The organism is Streptomyces sp. NPDC054783 (genome assembly GCF_053611725.1).
In genome coordinates, this window is record NZ_JBSHAY010000006.1 from 228,629 (window position 1) to 246,552 (window position 17,924).

General features: G+C 69.9%; 14 protein-coding genes. 2 read left to right on the forward strand and 12 right to left on the reverse strand.

What is annotated here, in order from left to right; translation table 11 throughout:
* Positions 1–86 precede the first annotated feature (86 nt).
* Together ACWGJ5_RS14185 and ACWGJ5_RS14190 are read right to left on the reverse strand one after the other, a co-directional pair.
* On the reverse strand, positions 87–965 hold the full coding sequence (locus tag ACWGJ5_RS14185; RefSeq protein ID WP_453310007.1) for an ABC transporter permease: 879 nt from the start codon (positions 963–965) through the stop codon (positions 87–89).
* Positions 955–1,770, reverse strand: a complete 816-nt coding sequence (locus ACWGJ5_RS14190) for an ABC transporter ATP-binding protein (protein WP_453310008.1) — start codon at positions 1,768–1,770, stop codon at positions 955–957. The genes ACWGJ5_RS14185 and ACWGJ5_RS14190 overlap by 11 nt, the downstream gene beginning before the upstream one ends.
* Positions 1,771–1,928: 158 nt before the next feature.
* Here ACWGJ5_RS14190 and ACWGJ5_RS14195 point away from each other — a divergent pair, with 158 nt between their 5' ends.
* Positions 1,929–2,621: a response regulator gene (locus ACWGJ5_RS14195; protein WP_453310009.1), complete on the forward strand. Its 693-nt coding sequence runs from the start codon at positions 1,929–1,931 to the stop codon at positions 2,619–2,621.
* Between the two features lie 16 nt (positions 2,622–2,637).
* On the opposite strand, the gene ACWGJ5_RS14200 is transcribed toward ACWGJ5_RS14195, so the two are convergent.
* From ACWGJ5_RS14200 to ACWGJ5_RS14225, 6 genes are all read right to left on the reverse strand, one after another.
* The gene (locus ACWGJ5_RS14200) at positions 2,638–4,230 is read right to left on the reverse strand and encodes a solute symporter family protein (protein ID WP_453310010.1); all 1,593 of its coding nucleotides are present in this window, start codon (positions 4,228–4,230) and stop codon (positions 2,638–2,640) included.
* Positions 4,227–4,775: a DUF485 domain-containing protein gene (locus tag ACWGJ5_RS14205; RefSeq protein ID WP_453310011.1), complete on the reverse strand. Its 549-nt coding sequence runs from the start codon at positions 4,773–4,775 to the stop codon at positions 4,227–4,229. Before ACWGJ5_RS14205 ends, ACWGJ5_RS14200 begins: the two co-directional genes overlap by 4 nt.
* Before the next feature lie 69 nt (positions 4,776–4,844).
* A complete protein-coding gene (locus ACWGJ5_RS14210; protein ID WP_453310012.1) occupies positions 4,845–5,534 on the reverse strand; it encodes a response regulator transcription factor in 690 nt (229 codons plus the stop codon).
* Positions 5,531–6,682, reverse strand: coding sequence for a sensor histidine kinase (locus ACWGJ5_RS14215; RefSeq protein ID WP_453310013.1), 1,152 nt, complete (start codon positions 6,680–6,682; stop codon positions 5,531–5,533). Before ACWGJ5_RS14215 ends, ACWGJ5_RS14210 begins: the two co-directional genes overlap by 4 nt.
* Positions 6,679–7,200, reverse strand: coding sequence for a DUF1453 domain-containing protein (locus tag ACWGJ5_RS14220; RefSeq protein WP_453310014.1), 522 nt, complete (start codon positions 7,198–7,200; stop codon positions 6,679–6,681). Before ACWGJ5_RS14220 ends, ACWGJ5_RS14215 begins: the two co-directional genes overlap by 4 nt.
* 1,096 nt (positions 7,201–8,296) lie before the next feature.
* Positions 8,297–10,420 carry a DNA gyrase/topoisomerase IV subunit B gene (locus tag ACWGJ5_RS14225; protein WP_453310015.1) on the reverse strand — a complete coding sequence of 708 codons (2,124 nt, stop codon included), beginning with the start codon at positions 10,418–10,420 and terminating at the stop codon, positions 8,297–8,299.
* Between the two features lie 440 nt (positions 10,421–10,860).
* On the opposite strand from ACWGJ5_RS14225, the gene ACWGJ5_RS14230 reads away from it, so the two are divergent.
* Positions 10,861–11,091 carry a DUF7455 domain-containing protein gene (locus ACWGJ5_RS14230; protein WP_030735014.1) on the forward strand — a complete coding sequence of 77 codons (231 nt, stop codon included), beginning with the start codon at positions 10,861–10,863 and terminating at the stop codon, positions 11,089–11,091.
* Positions 11,092–11,191: 100 nt separating this feature from the next.
* On the opposite strand, the gene ACWGJ5_RS14235 is transcribed toward ACWGJ5_RS14230, so the two are convergent.
* From ACWGJ5_RS14235 to ACWGJ5_RS14250, 4 genes are all read right to left on the reverse strand, one after another.
* Entirely contained in the window at positions 11,192–12,052 is an 861-nt protein-coding gene (locus ACWGJ5_RS14235; RefSeq protein WP_453310016.1) for a serine protease, read from the reverse strand.
* Between the two features lie 120 nt (positions 12,053–12,172).
* Complete coding sequence (locus ACWGJ5_RS14240) at positions 12,173–13,717, reverse strand: RNA polymerase sigma factor (protein ID WP_453310017.1); 1,545 nt, start codon at positions 13,715–13,717, stop codon at positions 12,173–12,175.
* A 446-nt stretch (positions 13,718–14,163) separates the two neighbouring features.
* Complete coding sequence (locus ACWGJ5_RS14245; RefSeq protein WP_055706109.1) at positions 14,164–15,051, reverse strand: FadR/GntR family transcriptional regulator; 888 nt, start codon at positions 15,049–15,051, stop codon at positions 14,164–14,166.
* 162 nt (positions 15,052–15,213) lie between these two features.
* Positions 15,214–17,781, reverse strand: coding sequence for an ATP-binding cassette domain-containing protein (locus ACWGJ5_RS14250; RefSeq protein ID WP_453310018.1), 2,568 nt, complete (start codon positions 17,779–17,781; stop codon positions 15,214–15,216).
* Positions 17,782–17,924 lie beyond the last annotated feature (143 nt).

Here is a 17,924-nt window from a genome sequence, read left to right on the forward strand (position 1 = left end):
GCCGGTCCGGGAAGGTCGTGGGGGCTGGTCCGGAAAGGCCCGGAGGCGGCCCGGGGAGGGGCCGGGACGGACCGGTGAGCGGCCGATCAGCTGTCGGAACCGGCGGGCTTCCAGCGGAAGATGCGGCGCTCGGCGAAGGTCAGCAGCCCCTCGGCGGCGAGGGCGACGACCGCGAGGATGACCATCGCGGCGTAGACGCCGGCCGCGTTGAAGGTGTTCTGCGACTGCGAGACCAGCAGGCCGATGCCCTTGGACGCGCCGATGTACTCGCCGACGATGGCTCCGATGAGCGCGAAGCCGAAGCTGACGTGGAGGCTGGTGAAGATCCAGGAGGTGGCCGAAGGGATGACCACCTGGAGCGTCACCCGGCGGTCGCTGGCGCCCAGGATGCGGGCGTTGGCCACCAGATTGCGGTCCACCTCACGGGCGCCCTGGAAGGCGTTGAAGAACACCGGGAAGAAGACCAGGACGACGGCGGAGGCGACCTTCGAGGACGGCCCGAGGCCGAACCAGATCAGGAAGATCGGTGCCAGGACGATCCTGGGGATCGAGTTGAGCACCTTGATGTATGGACCAAAGACCTCGGCGAGCAATCTGATCCGCCCGAGTGCGATACCGAGGAGCACACCGCCGGCCACACCGAGGACCCAGCCGAGCAGAGCCTCGTAGAGCGTGTACCAGATCTGTTCGCCGAGGGAGCCGAGCGCCGTCCCGTGCATCACCCAGGTCCAGATCTGGTCCCAGATCTTCGAGGGCATCGAGAAGTTGAACGGATCGATGATCTTCGCCCGGGACAGTCCCTCCCACAGCCCGAGAACGGCCACCAGCAGCAGCACGCGTACGGCGGCGACGAAGGCCTTGCGGCGGCGAGCTGCCTGGGCGCGGGTCTGCGCACGGTTCGTCTTGTTGGCGGGCTCCGTCATGGTCAGGGCGACCTGGGCCTCGGGCATGACGTCAGGCGACATGGGCGGCACCCCTTTCGCGGGTGATGCGGACCTCTTCGCCGAGGGACTCCCAGATCTCGCGGTAGATCTCGATGAACCGCGGCTCCAGGCGCACCGACTCGACCTTGCGCGGCCGCGGCAGGTCGATCTCGAAGACCTGCTTCACGGTCGCGGGTCCAGCGGTCATCACGACGACCCTGTCGGCGAGCGCGATGGACTCCTCCAGGTCGTGGGTGACGAAGACGACGGAGGCGCCCGTGCCCTCCCACAGCTCCAGCAGCTCGTCCGACATCAGTGCCCGGGTCTGCACGTCCAGCGCCGAGAACGGCTCGTCCATCAGCAGGATCTCGGGATCGTTGACGAACGTGGCGGCGAGCGCGACGCGCTTGCGCTGACCGCCGGAGAGCTGGTGCGGGTAACGGTCCTCGAAGGCGGCGAGGCCGACGCGGGCCAGCCACTCCCGGGCCTTCTCCTTGGCCTCGGTCTTCGGTAGGCCCCGGAAGCGGGGGCCCGCCATGACGTTGGACAGGACCGTGCGCCAGGGGAAGGTGGCGTCCTGCTGGAAGACGAAACCGACCTTGTCGCCGACGCCGTCCACCGGCTCGCCGGCCACCAGCACCTCGCCCTCGGTGGGCTCCTCCAGACCGCTGACCAGCGTCAGCGTGGTGGACTTGCCGCAGCCGGTCGGGCCCACGACGGCCACGAACTCACCGCGTTCGACAGTGAGGTCCAGACCGCGCACGGCCGTGTGCCGTCCCCCTGACGGGGTTCTGAAGGTCTTGGTCGCGCCCCGCATCTCGATGGCGGGGCTGGTGTCTGCGCTCATGGCCCGGGACGGTAGGTGTGGCCCCGGCCACTGCAGGAGTCTTGTGAGCACAAGCCGTTCTTTTGCTCGCAGGAGCCTGTTGTGCTCTTTTTGCTCGCGCTACAACTGCGGAGCCGAAACACGGGCTTAACGCTCGTCGGCCTTGGAGGAGAGGCCTGATGATTGACGTCCTGGTCGTGGACGACGACTTCCGCGTCGCTGAGATAAACGCCAAGTACGTGGGAAAGGTTCCAGGCTTCCGGGTGACCGCCCGCGCACACAGCGCCGCCCAGGCGCTGGCCGCCGTCGAACGCGGCACCATCGACCTGGTCCTGCTCGACCACTATCTGCCGGACCAGACAGGTCTCGATCTCGTGCACCGCATGCGGGAGCAGGGCCACGGCACGGACGTCATCATGATCACCGCCGCCAGCGATGTGACGACCGTGCAGCAGGCGATGCGCCTCGGCGCCCTGCACTACCTGGTCAAACCCTTCACCTTCGCGGCCCTGCGGGCCCGCCTCGACTCCTACGCCGCGCTGCGCCGCACAGTGGACCGGGTCGGCGGCCACGGCCTGACCGGGCAGGAGCAGGTCGACCGGATCTTCGGGGCGCTGCGGACGTCTCCCGCACCGTCCGCGCCCGGCCTGCCGAGCGGCCACTCGGAGCCCACGACCGATCTCATCTGCGGCGTCCTGCACCGCGCCGGCCAGCCGCTGTCCGCCCACGAGGTGGCCGCCAGGACCGGCCTGAGCCGCTCCACGGCCCAGCGCTATCTCCGCCATCTGGAACAGGCCGGCAGGCTCCGGCTCTCCCTGAAGTACGGCGACACCGGCCGGCCGGAGCACCGGTACGCCTGGGTGGCGCCGTAGCGATCGGTCCGGCGCGCTACACGGCGCCGGCGCCGGTCAGCGACCGGACCTCCGTCTCGGCGTACCTGGCCCCGTCGGCGACCTCGTCGGAGGTGATCGTGCCGAGCCAGCCGGCGAGGAAGCCGAGCGGAATGGAGACGATGCCCGGGTTCTGCAGCGGGAAGTACTGGAAGTCGACGTCCGGGAACAGCGATGTGGGGCTGCCGGACACCACGGGGGAGAGCAGCACCAGCCCGAGCGCCGGGATCAGCCCGCCGTACACGGCCCAGACCGCGCCGCGGGTGGTGAAGCCGCGCCAGAACAGCGAGTACAGCAGCACCGGGAGGTTCGCCGACGCGGCGACGGCGAAGGCCAGTCCGACGAGGAAGGCGACGTTGAGGTCACGGGCCAGCAGACCGAGGGCGATCGCCACGACCCCGATACCGACCGCCGCCCAGCGCGCGACCGCCACCTCGCTGAGTGCCGTGCCGCGCGAGCTCCGCAGCGACGCGTACAGGTCGTGCGCCACCGACGCCGACGAGGCGAGCGTGATGCCGGCGACCACCGCGAGGATGGTGGCGAAGGCGACGGCGGCGACGGCCGCGAACAGAACAGTGCCACCGGTGGAGCCCGCGCCCCCGCCCAGGTCGAGGGCCAGCAGCGGCACCGCCGTGTTCCCGGCCGTGTTCGACCCGCGCAGCGCGTCCGTCCCCACCACCGCGGCCGCCCCGAAGCCGAGGACGATCGTCATCAGGTAGAAGCCGCCGATCAGCCCGATGGACCACACCGCGGAACGGCGGGCGGCCCGCGCGGTGGGCACGGTGTAGAAGCGGGACAGGATGTGCGGCAGTCCTCCCGTGCCCAGCACGAGGGCGATTCCCAGGCTGATGAAGTCCAGGCGGGCGGTCCAGTTTCCGCCGTACTTCAGGCCCGGCGCCAGGAACGCCCGTCCGTGACCGCTGCGGTCCGCGGCCGTGAGCAGCAGGCGGTCGACGTCGCCGTGGAAGCGGAGCAGGACGAGAATGGTCAGCGCGATCGTGCCGCTCAGCAGCAGCACCGCCTTCACGATCTGGATCCAGGTGGTGGCCCGCATCCCTCCCAACGACACATAGATCACCATGAGCGCGCCGACCCCGACGACCGCCCAGGCCTGCGCTGCTCCGCTCGTCCGTCCCAGCAGCAGCGCCACCAGACTGCCCGCGCCGACCATTTGCGCCACCAGATACAGAACGGACACCGTGACCGAGGAAGTTCCCGCCGCGATCCGCACCGGCCGCTCGCTCATCCGCGCGGCCACCACGTCGGCCAGGGTGAACCGGCCGCAGTTCCGCACCAGTTCGGCCACCAGGAACAGCACGACCAGCCAGGCCACCAGGAACCCCACGACATACAGCATCCCGTCGTACCCGTACAGCGCGATGAGCCCCGTGACCCCGAGGAAGGAGGCGGCCGACATGTAGTCACCAGCGATGGCAAAACCATTCTCCATCGGAGAGAACAGCCGCCCTCCCGCGTAGAACTCCTCCGCCGAACCATGCCGGCGACGACTCACCCACGTCGTGATCCCGAGGGTGACGGCCACGAAACCGCTGAACATCACCAGCGCCAGCGTCTGATGCTCACCGGTCACGAGGCATCTCCCCGCACTTCGCGGGTCAGTTCCTGGGTGTCCCAGCGCAACTCCAGCGCCGCCCGGTCCCGGCGCAGCCGCGCATGCCGGGCGTAGGCCCAGGTCAGCAGGAACGTGGTGAGGAACTGTCCCAGCCCGGCCAGCATGGCCACGTTCACCGCGCCCGCCACGGGCCGCGCCATGAGCCCCGGCGCGGCCGTGGCCGTGACCACATAGCCCACGTACCAGGCGAGGAAGGCGGCGACTCCCGGCACGACGAACCGCCGATACCTGGTGCGCACCTCCTGGAAGGCCGCGCTGCGCTGCACCTCGACGTACACATCGCGTGCGCGAACCGCCGCTTCGCTCAGCTCCCCACGAGCGGGTGGCACCCCCGGCGCCGGCGCACCGGTGCCGTCCAGCTCGCCCCAGCCGGAGGCCAGAGCGTCGTACCAAGGGTCTTCGTACGTCACGTCGCGGGAGGGCGCACCGTGGTCCTGCTGGTTCTCGGCCGAACTCTCGGGACCGTCCCCGGTTCCACGGGCACGACCGTTGCTTGACTGCATGCCCAAGGATGGACAGATCGGGAAGATCCCTGACTCTTCTTCCTCCGGCTCTTCACCCCATCAGGTGATTCACTGGGTGGGCGGCCGCACCAGCCCCTTGCTGTAGGCGTAACGCACCGCCTGCGCCCGGTCCTTGAGGCCCGTTTTGGCAAAGAGGTTGTTGATGTGTGTCTTCACGGTCGCGGTCGACACATGCAGCTTGCGGGCGATCTCCTGGTTGCTGAGCCCTTCGGCGATCAGCAGCAGTACCTCGGTCTCCCGCCCTGTCAGTCCGTCGGGCGGCGCCTCAACGGCCGTCGGCGGGCCGGGCTCGGGCTGTGACAGCCGCTCCAGCAACCGGCGTTGGACACTCGGCGACAGACCGGCATCCCCCGACAGCACGCTCTCCACGGCACGCACGATCTCGTCACCGCCCGCGTCCTTGGTCAGATACCCCCGGGCGCCGGCACGCAGCGCGGGGAACAGCGACTCGTCGTCCGCGTACGTGGTGAGCACCACGACCTGGGTCCCCGGATACTGCGCCCGGATCCGCCGGGTGGCCTCCACACCGTCGCAGCGCGGCATCCTGAGATCCATCAGGACGACGTCCGGGGCCAGTTCCCCGACCAGCCGCACCGCCTCCTCGCCGTCTCCCGCGGCACCCACGACCTCCACCCCGGGCAGCAGCCCGAGCAGCATCACGATGCCCTCCCGGACCACGGTCTGGTCGTCGGCGACCACGACCCGTGCGGGCTTCTTCTCCCCCTCCGTCTCCGTCATACAGGCACCTTCAGCGTCACCGCGAACCCCTCCTCGTCCGGCCGCGCGTCCAGTGAGCCGCCCAGCAGCTCGGCCCGCTCGCGCATCCCCAGCAGACCGTACCCGCCTCCGGATCCCGTGAGCTCGCCCGGCCGTCCGCCCGAGTCCCGTACGTCCAGCGTCACTTCGTGCTCGCTGTAGTCGAGTCGCACGTGCACCTTGGCGCCCTGCGCGTGCTTGCGGATGTTGGTCAGCGCCTCCTGGGCGACCCTGCGCACGGCCTGGGAGGCCTCGGCCGACAGGGGCCTGCGCTCACCCGTCACGGTGACCTCCGCGCCGTCGGCCCCGCTGACGAGCTCGCCCAGGAAATCCTCCAGCGGTGTCAGCTCCCCCCGCAGCGCGGACAGGGCCTGCCGGGTCTCGGCGAGTCCGTCGCGGGCCATGCCACGGGCGGCCACCACCCGCTCCAGGATGCGTTCACGGTCCGCGCCGTTCTCGATCAGTAGCCGGGCGGCCTCCAGGTGCACCAGCTGAGCCGAGAGGCTGTGGGCCAGCACGTCGTGGATCTCCCGTGCGATGCGGGCTCGCTCGGCCAGCGCCGCTGACTCCGCCTCGGCCGCCCGGGCAGCGCGCTCCTGGGCAAGCAGTTGCTGCGCGTGGCCGCGGGCTTCGGCGTCCAGCCGCAGGACGTATCCGGCGAGGGCCATGCCCGCGACCGAGGCGGCCGTGGTCAGCCACACGTCGTTGTTGAATGCGGCGTACGCGGCCAGGCCCACCGAGGTCACCGGAGCCGCGGCCGCGAGCGGCAGCCGCTCCAGGGCACTGATCCCGCAGCCGCACCAGATCACGAGGGCCGGTCCTCTGAACCCCGTGGCCTCAGCCATGACCGCGATGCCCATGATCGCGCCCATCAGCGCCAGGGAGGGCACCAGCCGGTGCTGGTAGGTGGTCCTGAAGAAGGCCCAGGCGAGGAGAGCGGTGACGAGGACCCCGGCCATCGCGGCGAGTCCGCCCCAGGGGCCGATGTGCCTCTGGTTGTACGCGCCCCACAGGAGCATGCCGATCACGAGGATCCTGACGGACCAGGCGATCAGGCGCCGGGGCCGGGAGATTCCCTGGCGGCCGAGCGCCTCCCGCGACGGCCAGCGTGTCCAGGCGTTCTCCTTCACGCGCGCTCCCTCCTGACCGACCGCATGCCGTCACCGTACGCCGGAGTGGGGCCGTTCGCGGTGCCGAGGGACTGCGCCCGCCAGACCAGGATTCCGCCGCGGACCAGCAGGGTGGCGGCGAGAGCGCACATCAGGGCGGAGCTGTCCTGGTGCAGGCCGAGTGCGGCGCCGACGGCGTAGATGCCGATGCGCAGGGCTATGCCCACGATCCATACCGCGACGCTCGCCTTGGTGCTCTTGGTCCACACGACGCCGTCCGGCTCCGTCCAGATGCGGGTCGTCCAGGCCCAGCCGGCGCCGGTGGCCACACCGATGACCAGCTCCAGGGCGAGCAGCACGGCGGATTCCGCACGGTGGTGGGCGTCGAGGATGCCGGGTTCGCGCAGCGCGATGACAGCGAGGATCACGGGGATCAGCCACCAGCGCCGGTCGGTGTTGATCGCGCGGGCGCGGAACTGCCGCGCGATCACTACGGCGGCGACGGCCACGATCACCAGCGCGTTGACGAGCCCGGACATCAAAGCCTCCGTGAGCGAGAAGGTGGTGCCGGGAGCGGGTGCTGCCGACACCTACGAAGCTACGGAAAAGCGCAGGTCGGGAGATCGGAGCCGGGGTGGATCAAGGGTGGAAACCCTGAGCGGCTCGTCTCCACCCACGGGTGTAGACCCGGCGGGTGCACCTACCGGTCCGGGGTAGGGACGGAGATCGGTCAGGGCAGAATGGGCCAGTTTTCCGGCGACCGACCGTGAGCGGCGCGGGCCTCTGGGCGGCAGTGCCCCATGGCCGACAGGGTCGGTGACCGGGTGCACACGACGCCCGGCACCACCGCCGGCGTCCGGTATCCGCCTGAAACACCGGGACCCCCAACTGCTCACAACCGCAGGGCCTGGAATGGGAGGGAGCTGAAGGAAACGCCCACAGACACCCGCGAGCCCCACGCCAGCCGCGCCGGACCAGGCCTTGTCCGGCCCAGCAGGATCATTGTCGCCTCAGGCCCGGCACGATCAGGCCTAATCGGCCTCGGCAGGATCAGCCCACGCGACCGGGAATCGCGCCGGGGGGAGACGACGTAGCCGGACTGCGCGGCGGTTCCGGGCGGTGTGCTCGTCGGGGAGAGAGCAGGCCCACCAGGTCGCCGTCGGCAGGGCGGAATTCTGCCAGCCGCGCGGGAAACGTCGTGGTGGGGCGTCGCGTGCCGCTGTTGGCTGCGAGGCCGGCACCCCGAGGCCGGCACCAGCTCTCTCGTCGCGGTCAAAAACGTCTTCATCGCAGCGGAAGGCGCGGCCGCCGTGTCCAGGTCAGGACCCACCGGCCGCCGCACCCGACCGGCGAAGGGACACCACTCGACGACCGGCGCAAGGCCAACCAGCCGACCGCGGAAGACCACCCGGCTACGGGCCCAAGCCCCTCCGGCCAACCGCAGAAGACCACCAGACCGCCGGCGTAAGCCGACCGCACCGGCCCCCGAAGACCACCCGCCCAACCGAAAAGAACCACCCGGCCAGCGAAGGAAGAGCACTGTCTCCCTCCGCCAGCCACCAATCCCGTCGACGGCCTCGACCAACCAGGTCAGCCAACCCGGGCAACCCCGTCGGCCGAAGCCCGGCGCAGCGGCTACGCGTCGATGCGCGACCGGTCCAGCGTCGCCGCCGAGCTGGAGATGAACTCCTTGCGCGGCGCCACGTCGTTGCCCATCAGCAGGTCGAAGACCTGTTCGGCGGCCTCCAGGTCGGACAGGTTGATCCTGCGCAGCGTGCGGTGACGGGGGTCCATCGTGGTCTCGGCCAGTTGGTCGGCGTCCATCTCACCCAGACCCTTGTAGCGCTGGATGGTGTCCTTGTACCGGATGCCCTTGCTCTGGAACTCCATGAGCTTGTCCCGCAGCTCGCGGTCGGAGTACGTGTAGACGTACTTGTCCTGGCCCTTCTTCGGCTGGACGACCTCGATGCGGTGCAGCGGCGGCACCGCGGCGAAGACCCGGCCGGCCTCGACCATCGGCCGCATGTAGCGCTGGAACAGCGTGAGCAGCAGGCAGCGGATGTGGGAGCCGTCCACATCGGCGTCAGTCATCATGATGATCTTGCCGTAGCGGGCCTGGTCGATGTCGAAGGTGCGGCCCGAGCCGGCTCCTATGACCTGGATGATCGCGCCGCACTCGGCGTTCTTGAGCATGTCGGTCACCGACGAGCGTTGCACGTTGAGGATCTTGCCGCGGATCGGCAGCAGGGCCTGGAACTCGGAGTTCCGCGCCAGCTTGGCCGTACCGAGTGCGGAGTCGCCCTCGACGATGAACAGCTCGCTGCGGTCGACGTCGTCGCTGCGGCAGTCGGCGAGCTTCGCCGGCAGGGACGAGGACTCCAGGGCGGTCTTCCGGCGCTGGGCGTCCTTGTGCTGGCGGGCCGCGACGCGCGTGCGAGCGGCGGCCACCACCTTTTCCATGACGACGCGGGCTTGCGTAGCGGCATCCCGCTTCGTGCTGGTCAGGAACGCCTTCAGCTCCTTGGTGACCACGTTGTTCACGATGCGGCGAGCCGCCGAGGTGCCCAGGACCTCCTTGGTCTGGCCCTCGAACTGCGGCTCGGCCAGGCGCACGGTCACGACGGCGGTGAGGCCTTCGAGGGCGTCGTCCTTGACGATGTTGTCCTCGGCCACCCTCAGCAGCTTCTTGGCGCGCAGCACATCGTTGAACACGCCTGTCACGGACTGTTCGAAGCCCGAGACATGGGTGCCGCCCTTGGGGGTGGCGATGATGTTGACGAAGGACCGGACAGTCGTGTCGTAGCCCGTACCCCAGCGCATCGCGATGTCCACGCCGAGTTCACGGGTGACCTCGGTGGGGGTCATCTGGCCGTGCTCGTCCAGAACGGGGACGGTCTCCTTGAAGGTGCCCTTGCCCGAGAAGCGGAGGACGTCGCAGACCGGCTTGTCGCTCGCCAGGTACTCGCAGAACTCGCTGATGCCGCCGTCGAAGCGGAAGGACTCCTCGCCCTTGCTGCCGCCGTCGCCCAGGCCGACCTCGTCGCGGACGACGATCGTCAGGCCCGGCACCAGGAAGGCGGTCTGCCGGGCGCGCTGGTGGAGGTTCTCCAGGGAGAGTTTGGCGTCCTTGAGGAAGATCTGACGGTCGGCCCAGTAGCGCACTCGCGTGCCGGTACGGGTCCTGGGGATCTTCTTGGTCTTGCGCAGACCGCTCTTGGCCTCGAACTTGGCGTCGGCACCGTCGGCCGCGAAGGCACCGGGCACGCCGCGCCGGAAGCTGATGGCGTGCGTGTGGCCGCCGCGGTCCACCTCGACGTCGAGACGGGCGGAGAGGGCGTTGACCACGGACGCGCCGACGCCGTGCAGACCGCCGGAGGCGGCGTACGAGCCGCCGCCGAACTTGCCACCCGCGTGGAGCTTGGTCATGACGACCTCGACGCCGGACAGGCCGGTCCTGGGCTCCACGTCGACGGGGATGCCGCGGCCGTTGTCGCGCACCTCCACGGAGCCGTCGTCGTGGAGGATCACCTCGATGCGGTCGCAGACGCCCGCGAGGGCCTCGTCCACGGAGTTGTCGATGATCTCCCACAGGCAGTGCATCAGACCGCGGCTGTCGGTCGAGCCGATGTACATGCCCGGGCGCTTGCGCACGGCCTCGAGGCCCTCGAGGACGAGCAGGTGCCGCGCGGTGTAGTTGGAACCGTCCCGGTCTGCTCCTGCCAGCAGCGCTGTGGACGGCACGGACGTATCGGCGGTCACGCGGTTCGCTCCTCGCTGAATTTCAGTTGACCCCCTACTGGGTAAGGGGGCGGCTTCGGTTGCCGCTCAGAGGGTACCGAGGCCTGGTAGAGCCGGTGTAACGCCACCCTCGTCGAGAACTCAGACTAGTCCAGGCTCGCATGCATGTTCGATCCCTCGATGGAGTGAAGTACATATCACGTTCCATTGGAGGCATGAACCATTTAGGCTCCGGGCACGTCCTCATGAACAACAGGCAACCCGGCCTGGAGGACCGAGATACAACACCGCGCGAAACCGTAAGCACCACAAGAGACGCACTACGGCACATTCGCCGCCAACCGGCAGCAGACAGCCGCCCCGGAAGATTTTTTCGAGGAAGAGCCACGAGCGGGAACGTTTTCGGGCTGGTTGGATGTTGACCCTGGTACGACAGCTCGTCGAGCTAGAGAAGAGGCGACGTGACTACTGTTCTGACCCCCGCGAGCCCGTTGACGGCCGCCGATCGCTGCGACCGCTGCGGCGCCCAGGCATACCTGCGCGTCGTCCTGCTCAGCGGCGGAGAACTGCTCTTCTGCGCCCACCACGGTCGCAAGTTCGAGCCGGAACTCAAGAAGATCGCCGCTGAGATACAGGACGAGACGGAGCGGCTCACGTCCGTTCCGAACACCGCTTCCGAAGAAGAGCGCTGAATCTCGCACACACGACGAGCCAGCCCCGGTACAGGCCGGTGAACGGGCGGCCGCTCCTCTCCAGGAGTGGCCGCCCGTGCTCATGTCCCGTACCGGCACCTCAGGAGCGCCCATGGGCCCCTTTCAGACCCCCTGAGGCTCCTTCCAGGGTTCTCACGGCCTCGGAGACGCGTGTGTACACGCCGGGGCTTCCGCGCCTGCCGCAGCCGCTACCCCACGACACGAGCCCGATCAGCCGCCCTCCCGCCACCAGCGGGCCGCCGCTGTCTCCCTGGCAGGCGTCCGGACCGCCGGCGGCCTCTCCGGCGCACAGCATGCTGTCGGCCCGGTAGGTGCCGTCCGGACCGCTCGGATAGGCGCGGGCGCAGAGGTGGTCGGGCAGCACGCGCACGTGTGCGGCGTACAGACTGTGCGCATAGGCGCCTTTGCCGGTCGTGTCACCCCATCCGGAGACCAGGGCCTGCGTTCCCGCCTTGTAGGCCGGATCGCCCGCGCCCGCCATGCCGATGACCGCGCTCTGCGGCAGCGGTTTGGCGAGGGTGAGGACGGCGAAGTCACCGGCGTTGGTCGCGCTGTCGTACCCGGGGTTGATCCGGGCGTCGCGTACGGCGATCTCCTGGCCCTCTCCCGACAGCAGATCGGTGCGTCCCGCGATCACCCGGAAGTCGGGCACACGGTTCGGGGGCGCCCCGAGGACGTCCTCGCTCAGGCAGTGGGCCGCGGTGAGCACCGCCGTCGGTGCGATCGCGACGCCGCCGCAGAACTGGCCCGCCCGCGTACCTCCGAACCGGTCACGGCTGGACAGCGCGACCGTCCACGGGGCCTGGGAGACGTCTATCGGAAAGCCTCCGACCACCACGCTGTCGGCAGCCACGGGTGCCGCGCTCTCCAGCGGTATGGCGGTCATGGCGGCGGCCAGGGCCAGCGGCCCGATCAGTGCCCGCCCAAGGGAACGGCGCATACAGACTCCTCACTCTCGGTGTTACCGGGACACCCAGAGTGATCCACTGCGCCGTGGCGCGCAGCACGAAGGCCCGGCTCCCGCGAGGGGGCCGGGCCTTCGCCGCCGTACGACCGCGACCTAGTCGAGGTAGTCGCGCAGCACCTGGGAACGCGACGGGTGGCGCAGCTTAGACATGGTCTTGGACTCGATCTGGCGGATACGCTCACGTGTCACGCCGTACACCTTGCCGATCTCGTCGAGGGTCTTCGGCTGACCGTCGGTGAGACCGAACCGCATGGAGACGACGCCGGCCTCGCGCTCGGACAGGGTGTCCAGGACGGAGTGCAGCTGCTCCTGCAGGAGCGTGAAGCTGACGGCGTCGGCGGGGACGACGGCCTCGGAGTCCTCGATGAGGTCACCGAACTCGCTGTCACCGTCCTCACCCAGCGGGGTGTGCAGGGAGATGGGCTCGCGGCCGTACTTCTGGACCTCGATGACCTTCTCCGGGGTCATGTCGAGCTCCTTGGCCAGCTCCTCCGGGGTGGGCTCGCGGCCCAGGTCCTGGAGCATCTGGCGCTGCACGCGCGCGAGCTTGTTGATGACCTCGACCATGTGCACCGGGATACGGATGGTGCGGGCCTGGTCGGCCATGGCTCGGGTGATGGCCTGACGGATCCACCAGGTGGCGTACGTGGAGAACTTGTAGCCCTTGGTGTAGTCGAACTTCTCGACCGCGCGGATCAGACCGAGGTTGCCCTCCTGGATGAGGTCCAGGAAGAGCATGCCGCGGCCGGTGTAGCGCTTGGCCAGGGAGACCACCAGGCGGAGGTTGGCCTCCAGGAGGTGGTTCTTGGCGCGGCGGCCGTCCTCGGCGATGATCTCCAGCTCGCGCTTGAGTTTCGGCGCCAGCTTGTCGGCGTTGGCCAGCTTGTCCTCGGCGAACAGACCCGCCTCGATGCGCTTGGCCAGCTCGACCTCCTGCTCGGCGTTGAGCAGGGGGACCTTGCCGATCTGCTTCAGGTAGTCCTTGACCGGGTCGGCAGTGGCGCCGGCCGCGGCGACCTGCTGCGCGGGCGCGTCGTCCTCGTCCTCGTCCGACAGGACGAAGCCCGCGCTCTCGGCACCTTCCGGCTCTTCGGCGACCTTGGTGTCCTCGAGAACCTCGTCCTCGAGAAGTTCGGCCTCGTCCTTCTTGGCCGTGGTCTTCTTGGCCACCGTCTTCTTGGCGACGGTCTTCTTGGCGGCCGCCTTCTTGGCGACGGTCTTCTTGGCCGCGGCCTTCTTGGCGGGTGCGGCTTCCTCGGCGGAATCGGCTGCGGCCGGAGCGACGGGCGCCACGGGGGCGGCCGTGGTGGCGGTGGCCTTCCTCGTCGTCGTCACCGTCTTCGCCGCGACCGTCTTGGTGGCGGTGCGCTTCGCCGGGCTCTTCGCTGCGACGCTCTTGCGGGTGCGCTTGGGCTCTGCGGCACTGACCATCAGCGTCACACCCTCTTCCTCAAGAATCTGGTTGAGGCTGCGCAGTACGTTCTTCCACTGAGTGGCCGGAATCTGGTCAGCTTCGAAGGCCCGACGCACATCGTCGCCGGCGATCTGCCCCTCAGCCTTTCCCCGCTCAATGAGCGCCATGACAGAGACGGACTCGGCGATCTCCGGCGGGAGCGTACGGGATGTGCTGGCCGACACGAACAACCTCTCGGAACGTTGGAAAACGGCTTCCGGCACCGTCCACTTCGGACAGGAGCCGACCACCGGCCTGGGGATGGGCCGACGGCGCGGGCGGGGGCCGGGGAAGGTGCACAGCGCCTGTGATGGCGTCCGTATTCCCTCCGCGGCTGTCACCTCTTAGGTCATCGCGCTGTTCCCACGAGCGTTACGCCCAATCTGCGTGGCCCGAGTCACACCCCGTAAGCGGTCAAAACCGGTCAGACGTGGACAGAGGAGATCACCGTTGCCGCCCTGCCCGGTCGCGCGCATGGCCCGGGGCCCGTCGCGCCGCTGGACCCCGCCGGACCGCACAGGGTCCGGCGGGGTCCAGCGGCGGCCGTCAACGAGCCCGGCGCCGAGACGGTCGCCACGACAGTCAGACTGACGGCACACACCGGCGACCGCACCGCGCCGACCGCGTGAGGTCAGTGCTCACGCGGGGCGGGCACCACGCGCTCGACCTCGGGGTGGACCGTAAGCAGTTGACGCATGGCCGTCTCGGCGGCCGCGCCGTCGCCGGTGCCGAGCGCGTCGACGATCCGCGCGTGCTGCGCGAGCGACGCCTCGTTCGGCCGGTCGCAGCCCGTGACCGGACCGCCCGACACCTGGAGGGCCGCCGAGACGATCCCGGAGAGGTGCTCCAGCATGCGGTTTCCGGCGATCTGGATGAGCAGTGCGTGGAACTCGTTGTCGGCGCGCGAGTACGTCAGCGCGTCGCCCTGCGCCATGGCGTGACTCATGATCTCGACCATGTCACAGAGGCGCTGCTGCACGTCCTCCCTCCCGTGCCCGGCGGCGAGGCGGGCGGCGAGCGGCTCGATCGTCCAGCGCAGCTCACTCAGCTCGCGGCGCTGGTCGTCGCGCTGGGGCCCGAAGGCCCGCCACTCGATGATGTCCGGATCCAGCAGGTTCCAGTCGCTGACGGGACGCACGCGCGTGCCGACGTTCGGGCGGGCGCTGACCAGGCCCTTGGCCTCGAGGACACGGAGGGACTCGCGGACGACGGTGCGGGAGACCTCGAAGCGCTGGCCGATCTCCTCGGGGACCAGCGGGCGATCCGCGCCCAGGTCGCCTGAGACGATCATCTGTCCCAGCTGCTGAACGAGTTGGCCGTGCAGTCCGCGTCCGCGGCTGCCCGCGGCGCGCCGGCCGACGCGGCCCAGATCGGGGTCCGCGCCCTCCCAGGAGGGCGCTCCGACGCGATCGGCCACCTGGGGCTCTGCGTAGGGGTAGCGGTCGAGTTCGCCCGGGCCGGCCAGACCGGAGTCGGTGGAGCGGGCGGCGGTCATCATGGTGTGCGCAAGGGTACTCACGGATCCTTTGTCGGCGCCGCCTCCAACTCCCTTGAGGTCTTTGGTGAAAAGCACACGAAAGGGTGATCGCTCACCCCGTCGCAATTGACGCCTTATCGGAAAGAAATGGGCTTTCGTCGGGGAGTTGTGCACACGGCGGGATCGGAAGTGGACGCACGTCCGTCATCGGAACCGGGTGCGCAGTGTCGCGTACAGATACGCGCACAGCAGCGCCGACAGCGACAACGCCAGTGCGCTGCCCACGGGTTGGGCGAGCACCCGCGCCATCCCGAGCAGGTAGCGCTCACCACCGAAGGGCCACTGCAGCAGGAGGACCTCTCGCATCCGCACCGGGAAACCGGCGGCCATGCGCGGGGCGGGCCCCTGCAGCGCCTCGTGCACGAGCGGGACGACGACAACGGGTACGGCGAGAACGGCGGCCATGCCGCCCGCGGTGGACCGGAACACACCGGCCGCCAGCACACCGGCCCAGGCGCAGCCGACGACCAGACCGAACCAACTCGCGCCCATCGAGAGCCAGTCCGCGGGAACTTGCGTCAGCTCCCGTCCGTAGAGAATGTAGAGCGCTTCGGCATCGCAGCCCACGGTGAGGAAGGCCAGCATGGCCGCGGTGGCCCCGGAGACGAGCAGTTTCGCGGTGAGCAGTCCCAGCCGGCGGGGCACGGTGCCGCGGTCCGCCGCGAGGGCGGGGTGGCGGAACTCGTCTCCGAAGGCCAGTGCACCGAGCAGCCCCGCCGCGAGCGCCGCGGGCGGCAGCGGCAGCTCCCGCGGCCATGCGGCGAACAGCCGCGCCTGCGGGGTGTGCCCGGTCCTGGCCAGCAGTACGGCGGTGAGCGCGGACACCACCAGTACGGCACCGCAGGTGAGGAAGCCGACGCCGATGCCGGCGGCGCGTCGGATCTCGTAGCGAAGAGGGCGCAGGGGGCTGGGGGCGGGGCGGGGGGAGATGGGAGGTGGTAGGGGGGAGAGGGAATCAAGGGAACGTACACCGTCGGGGCGGACAACGCCGGTGGCCCGCGCCTGGCGGGTGCCGGGGTTCCTGGCGCCGGGGAGGCTGGTGCGCAGGGTGGAGATGACCGCAGCCGCAGTGCTCGCGCTGCCGGTCTGCGGTTCCTGGACAGCCGAGGCCGTATCGCACCCGGAGTCCGTGGTGACCGCCGCCTCCGCGGTCCGGCCGCCGTCGACTCCCGCGAGCACTTCGGCGGGCACCACTCCGGCGCCTCCGTCCAGCACGTCGTCATCAGCGGGCCTGTCATCGCCCTGTGCCGCGCTGCCGGTTCCCGGTACCGCGTCGTCCGGTGACGCTCCCTCGGCCGGTACGCCCCGGATGGGTTCCGTGTGCTCCGTCCCCGGCCGGGCCTCGGACGTCTCCTCGAGCGGCGGCTGCTCTCCGCTTGGGGCCTGTGCCCGCTCGCCGGCCAGCGGTTCCTCGCCCGAGGAGACGCTGGACACAGCCCGCTGCGGCGCCGGGGAGTCCGCCGGGGAGTCCTCCCGGTCGCCCACCGAGAAGCCGAACGGCATGACACCCCGTTCCATCCCCGAGGAACCCGACGCCGTGACTCCCGGCTCCCCCGACGAAATTCCGGACGCCATCGAGGCCTGCTCCGACACGGACATGTCCAACCACGGCCCGCCGGACTCAGCCGCCGGTGAACCGGGCGCCGGGACACCGGACACGGAGGCGGCGAGGCCGACCTCCGAGGCACACGTCTCCACCGGCGCCAAGCCATGGACCGTCGGCTCGGGCTCCACGGGTGAAGAACCGGGCCCGGCGTCTACCCGCTCCGCAGGTGGCTCGTTCGCCGCCTCCGCGGCCGCCTCCCCGGACGAGACTGTGACCCCACCGCCGGATACCGGCCCCATGTCGCCGACCTCGTCCGCGAGTTGGTGCACGAGGATGCCGTGGCGGAACGCCGTCTCGCCGACGTCGGCGGTCGTGGAGCCGTACACCGAGAGGCGATTGCCTCCCTCCCGCACGACCTCGACGGACCGGCGCCCGGTGCGGGCCTCCTTGGTGAGCAGGGCCGCGAGGCGTGTTGCGTGCGGGCTGCGGACGGCCACGCGCGGACGCAGCCGGGTACGGGCGAACTCCCTGGCCTCCTGATCAGCCACGAGTCTGCCGCCGTCGAGGGTCACGACCCGGTCGGCCGTGCGGGCGGCCTCCTTGGGGTCGGCCGTGGTGAAGAGCACCGTGCCACCCTGGCCGGCGTGCGCGCGCAGCATGCCGTGCAGCCATTGCGCCTCACGGACGGAGAGACCGTCGGTGGGCTCGTCCAGTACGAGCGTGTGCGGGTCGGGCAGCAGAGCGCACGCCAGGCCGAGCCTGCGGTCCATCCCGCGCGACAGCGTGCCGAGGCGTTCGTCGCGGAAACTGACGAGGCCGACCACTTCGAGGACCTCGTCGGCCCGTCGCGCCGGAACTCCCGATGCCGCGCACAGCATGCGCAGATGCCCGCGGACCGAGCGGGCCGGGTGCCCCGGCACATCGCCGAGGAGCACGCCGACCTCCCACGAGGGATGGGCGATCCGATGCAGGGGCCGCCCTCTGAAGTAGGTGGCACCGCGCCCATGTTGAAGCTCGAGCATCAGTCTGAGCGCTGTCGTCTTGCCCGCGCCGTCGCCTCCGAGCAGCACGGTGACATGTCCCGCGCACGCTTCGAAGGAGAGGTCGTCGACGGCGGGCGGGTGCGCCTTGCGGGGATTGCTGGTCAGTCCGAAGGCCTCGATCACCTGCAGCAAGATAGCGCGCGATGTCCGTTTTTTCGGGTATCACTCGATCTGCTACCACACATACTGCCGATAGACCCGGTTCACGTCCGCCGTTCGCGTGAATCGACGCCCCGCCCGCGCGGTCGGCCCACCTGATCGTCCGG

What these genes read in the sequence shown, in the direction of transcription:
- ACWGJ5_RS14220 (WP_453310014.1), bottom strand. Translation starts at nt 7,200, where the DNA reads ATGTCCGGGCTCGTCAACGCGCTGGTGATCGTGGCCGTCGCCGCCGTA.
- ACWGJ5_RS14210 (WP_453310012.1), bottom strand. Translation starts at nt 5,534, where the DNA reads ATGACGGAGACGGAGGGGGAGAAGAAGCCCGCACGGGTCGTGGTCGCC.
- ACWGJ5_RS14205 (WP_453310011.1), bottom strand. Translation starts at nt 4,775, where the DNA reads ATGCAGTCAAGCAACGGTCGTGCCCGTGGAACCGGGGACGGTCCCGAG.
- ACWGJ5_RS14235 (WP_453310016.1), bottom strand. Translation starts at nt 12,052, where the DNA reads ATGCGCCGTTCCCTTGGGCGGGCACTGATCGGGCCGCTGGCCCTGGCC.
- ACWGJ5_RS14195 (WP_453310009.1), top strand. Translation starts at nt 1,929, where the DNA reads ATGATTGACGTCCTGGTCGTGGACGACGACTTCCGCGTCGCTGAGATA.
- ACWGJ5_RS14190 (WP_453310008.1), bottom strand. Translation starts at nt 1,770, where the DNA reads ATGAGCGCAGACACCAGCCCCGCCATCGAGATGCGGGGCGCGACCAAG.
- ACWGJ5_RS14185 (WP_453310007.1), bottom strand. Translation starts at nt 965, where the DNA reads ATGTCGCCTGACGTCATGCCCGAGGCCCAGGTCGCCCTGACCATGACG.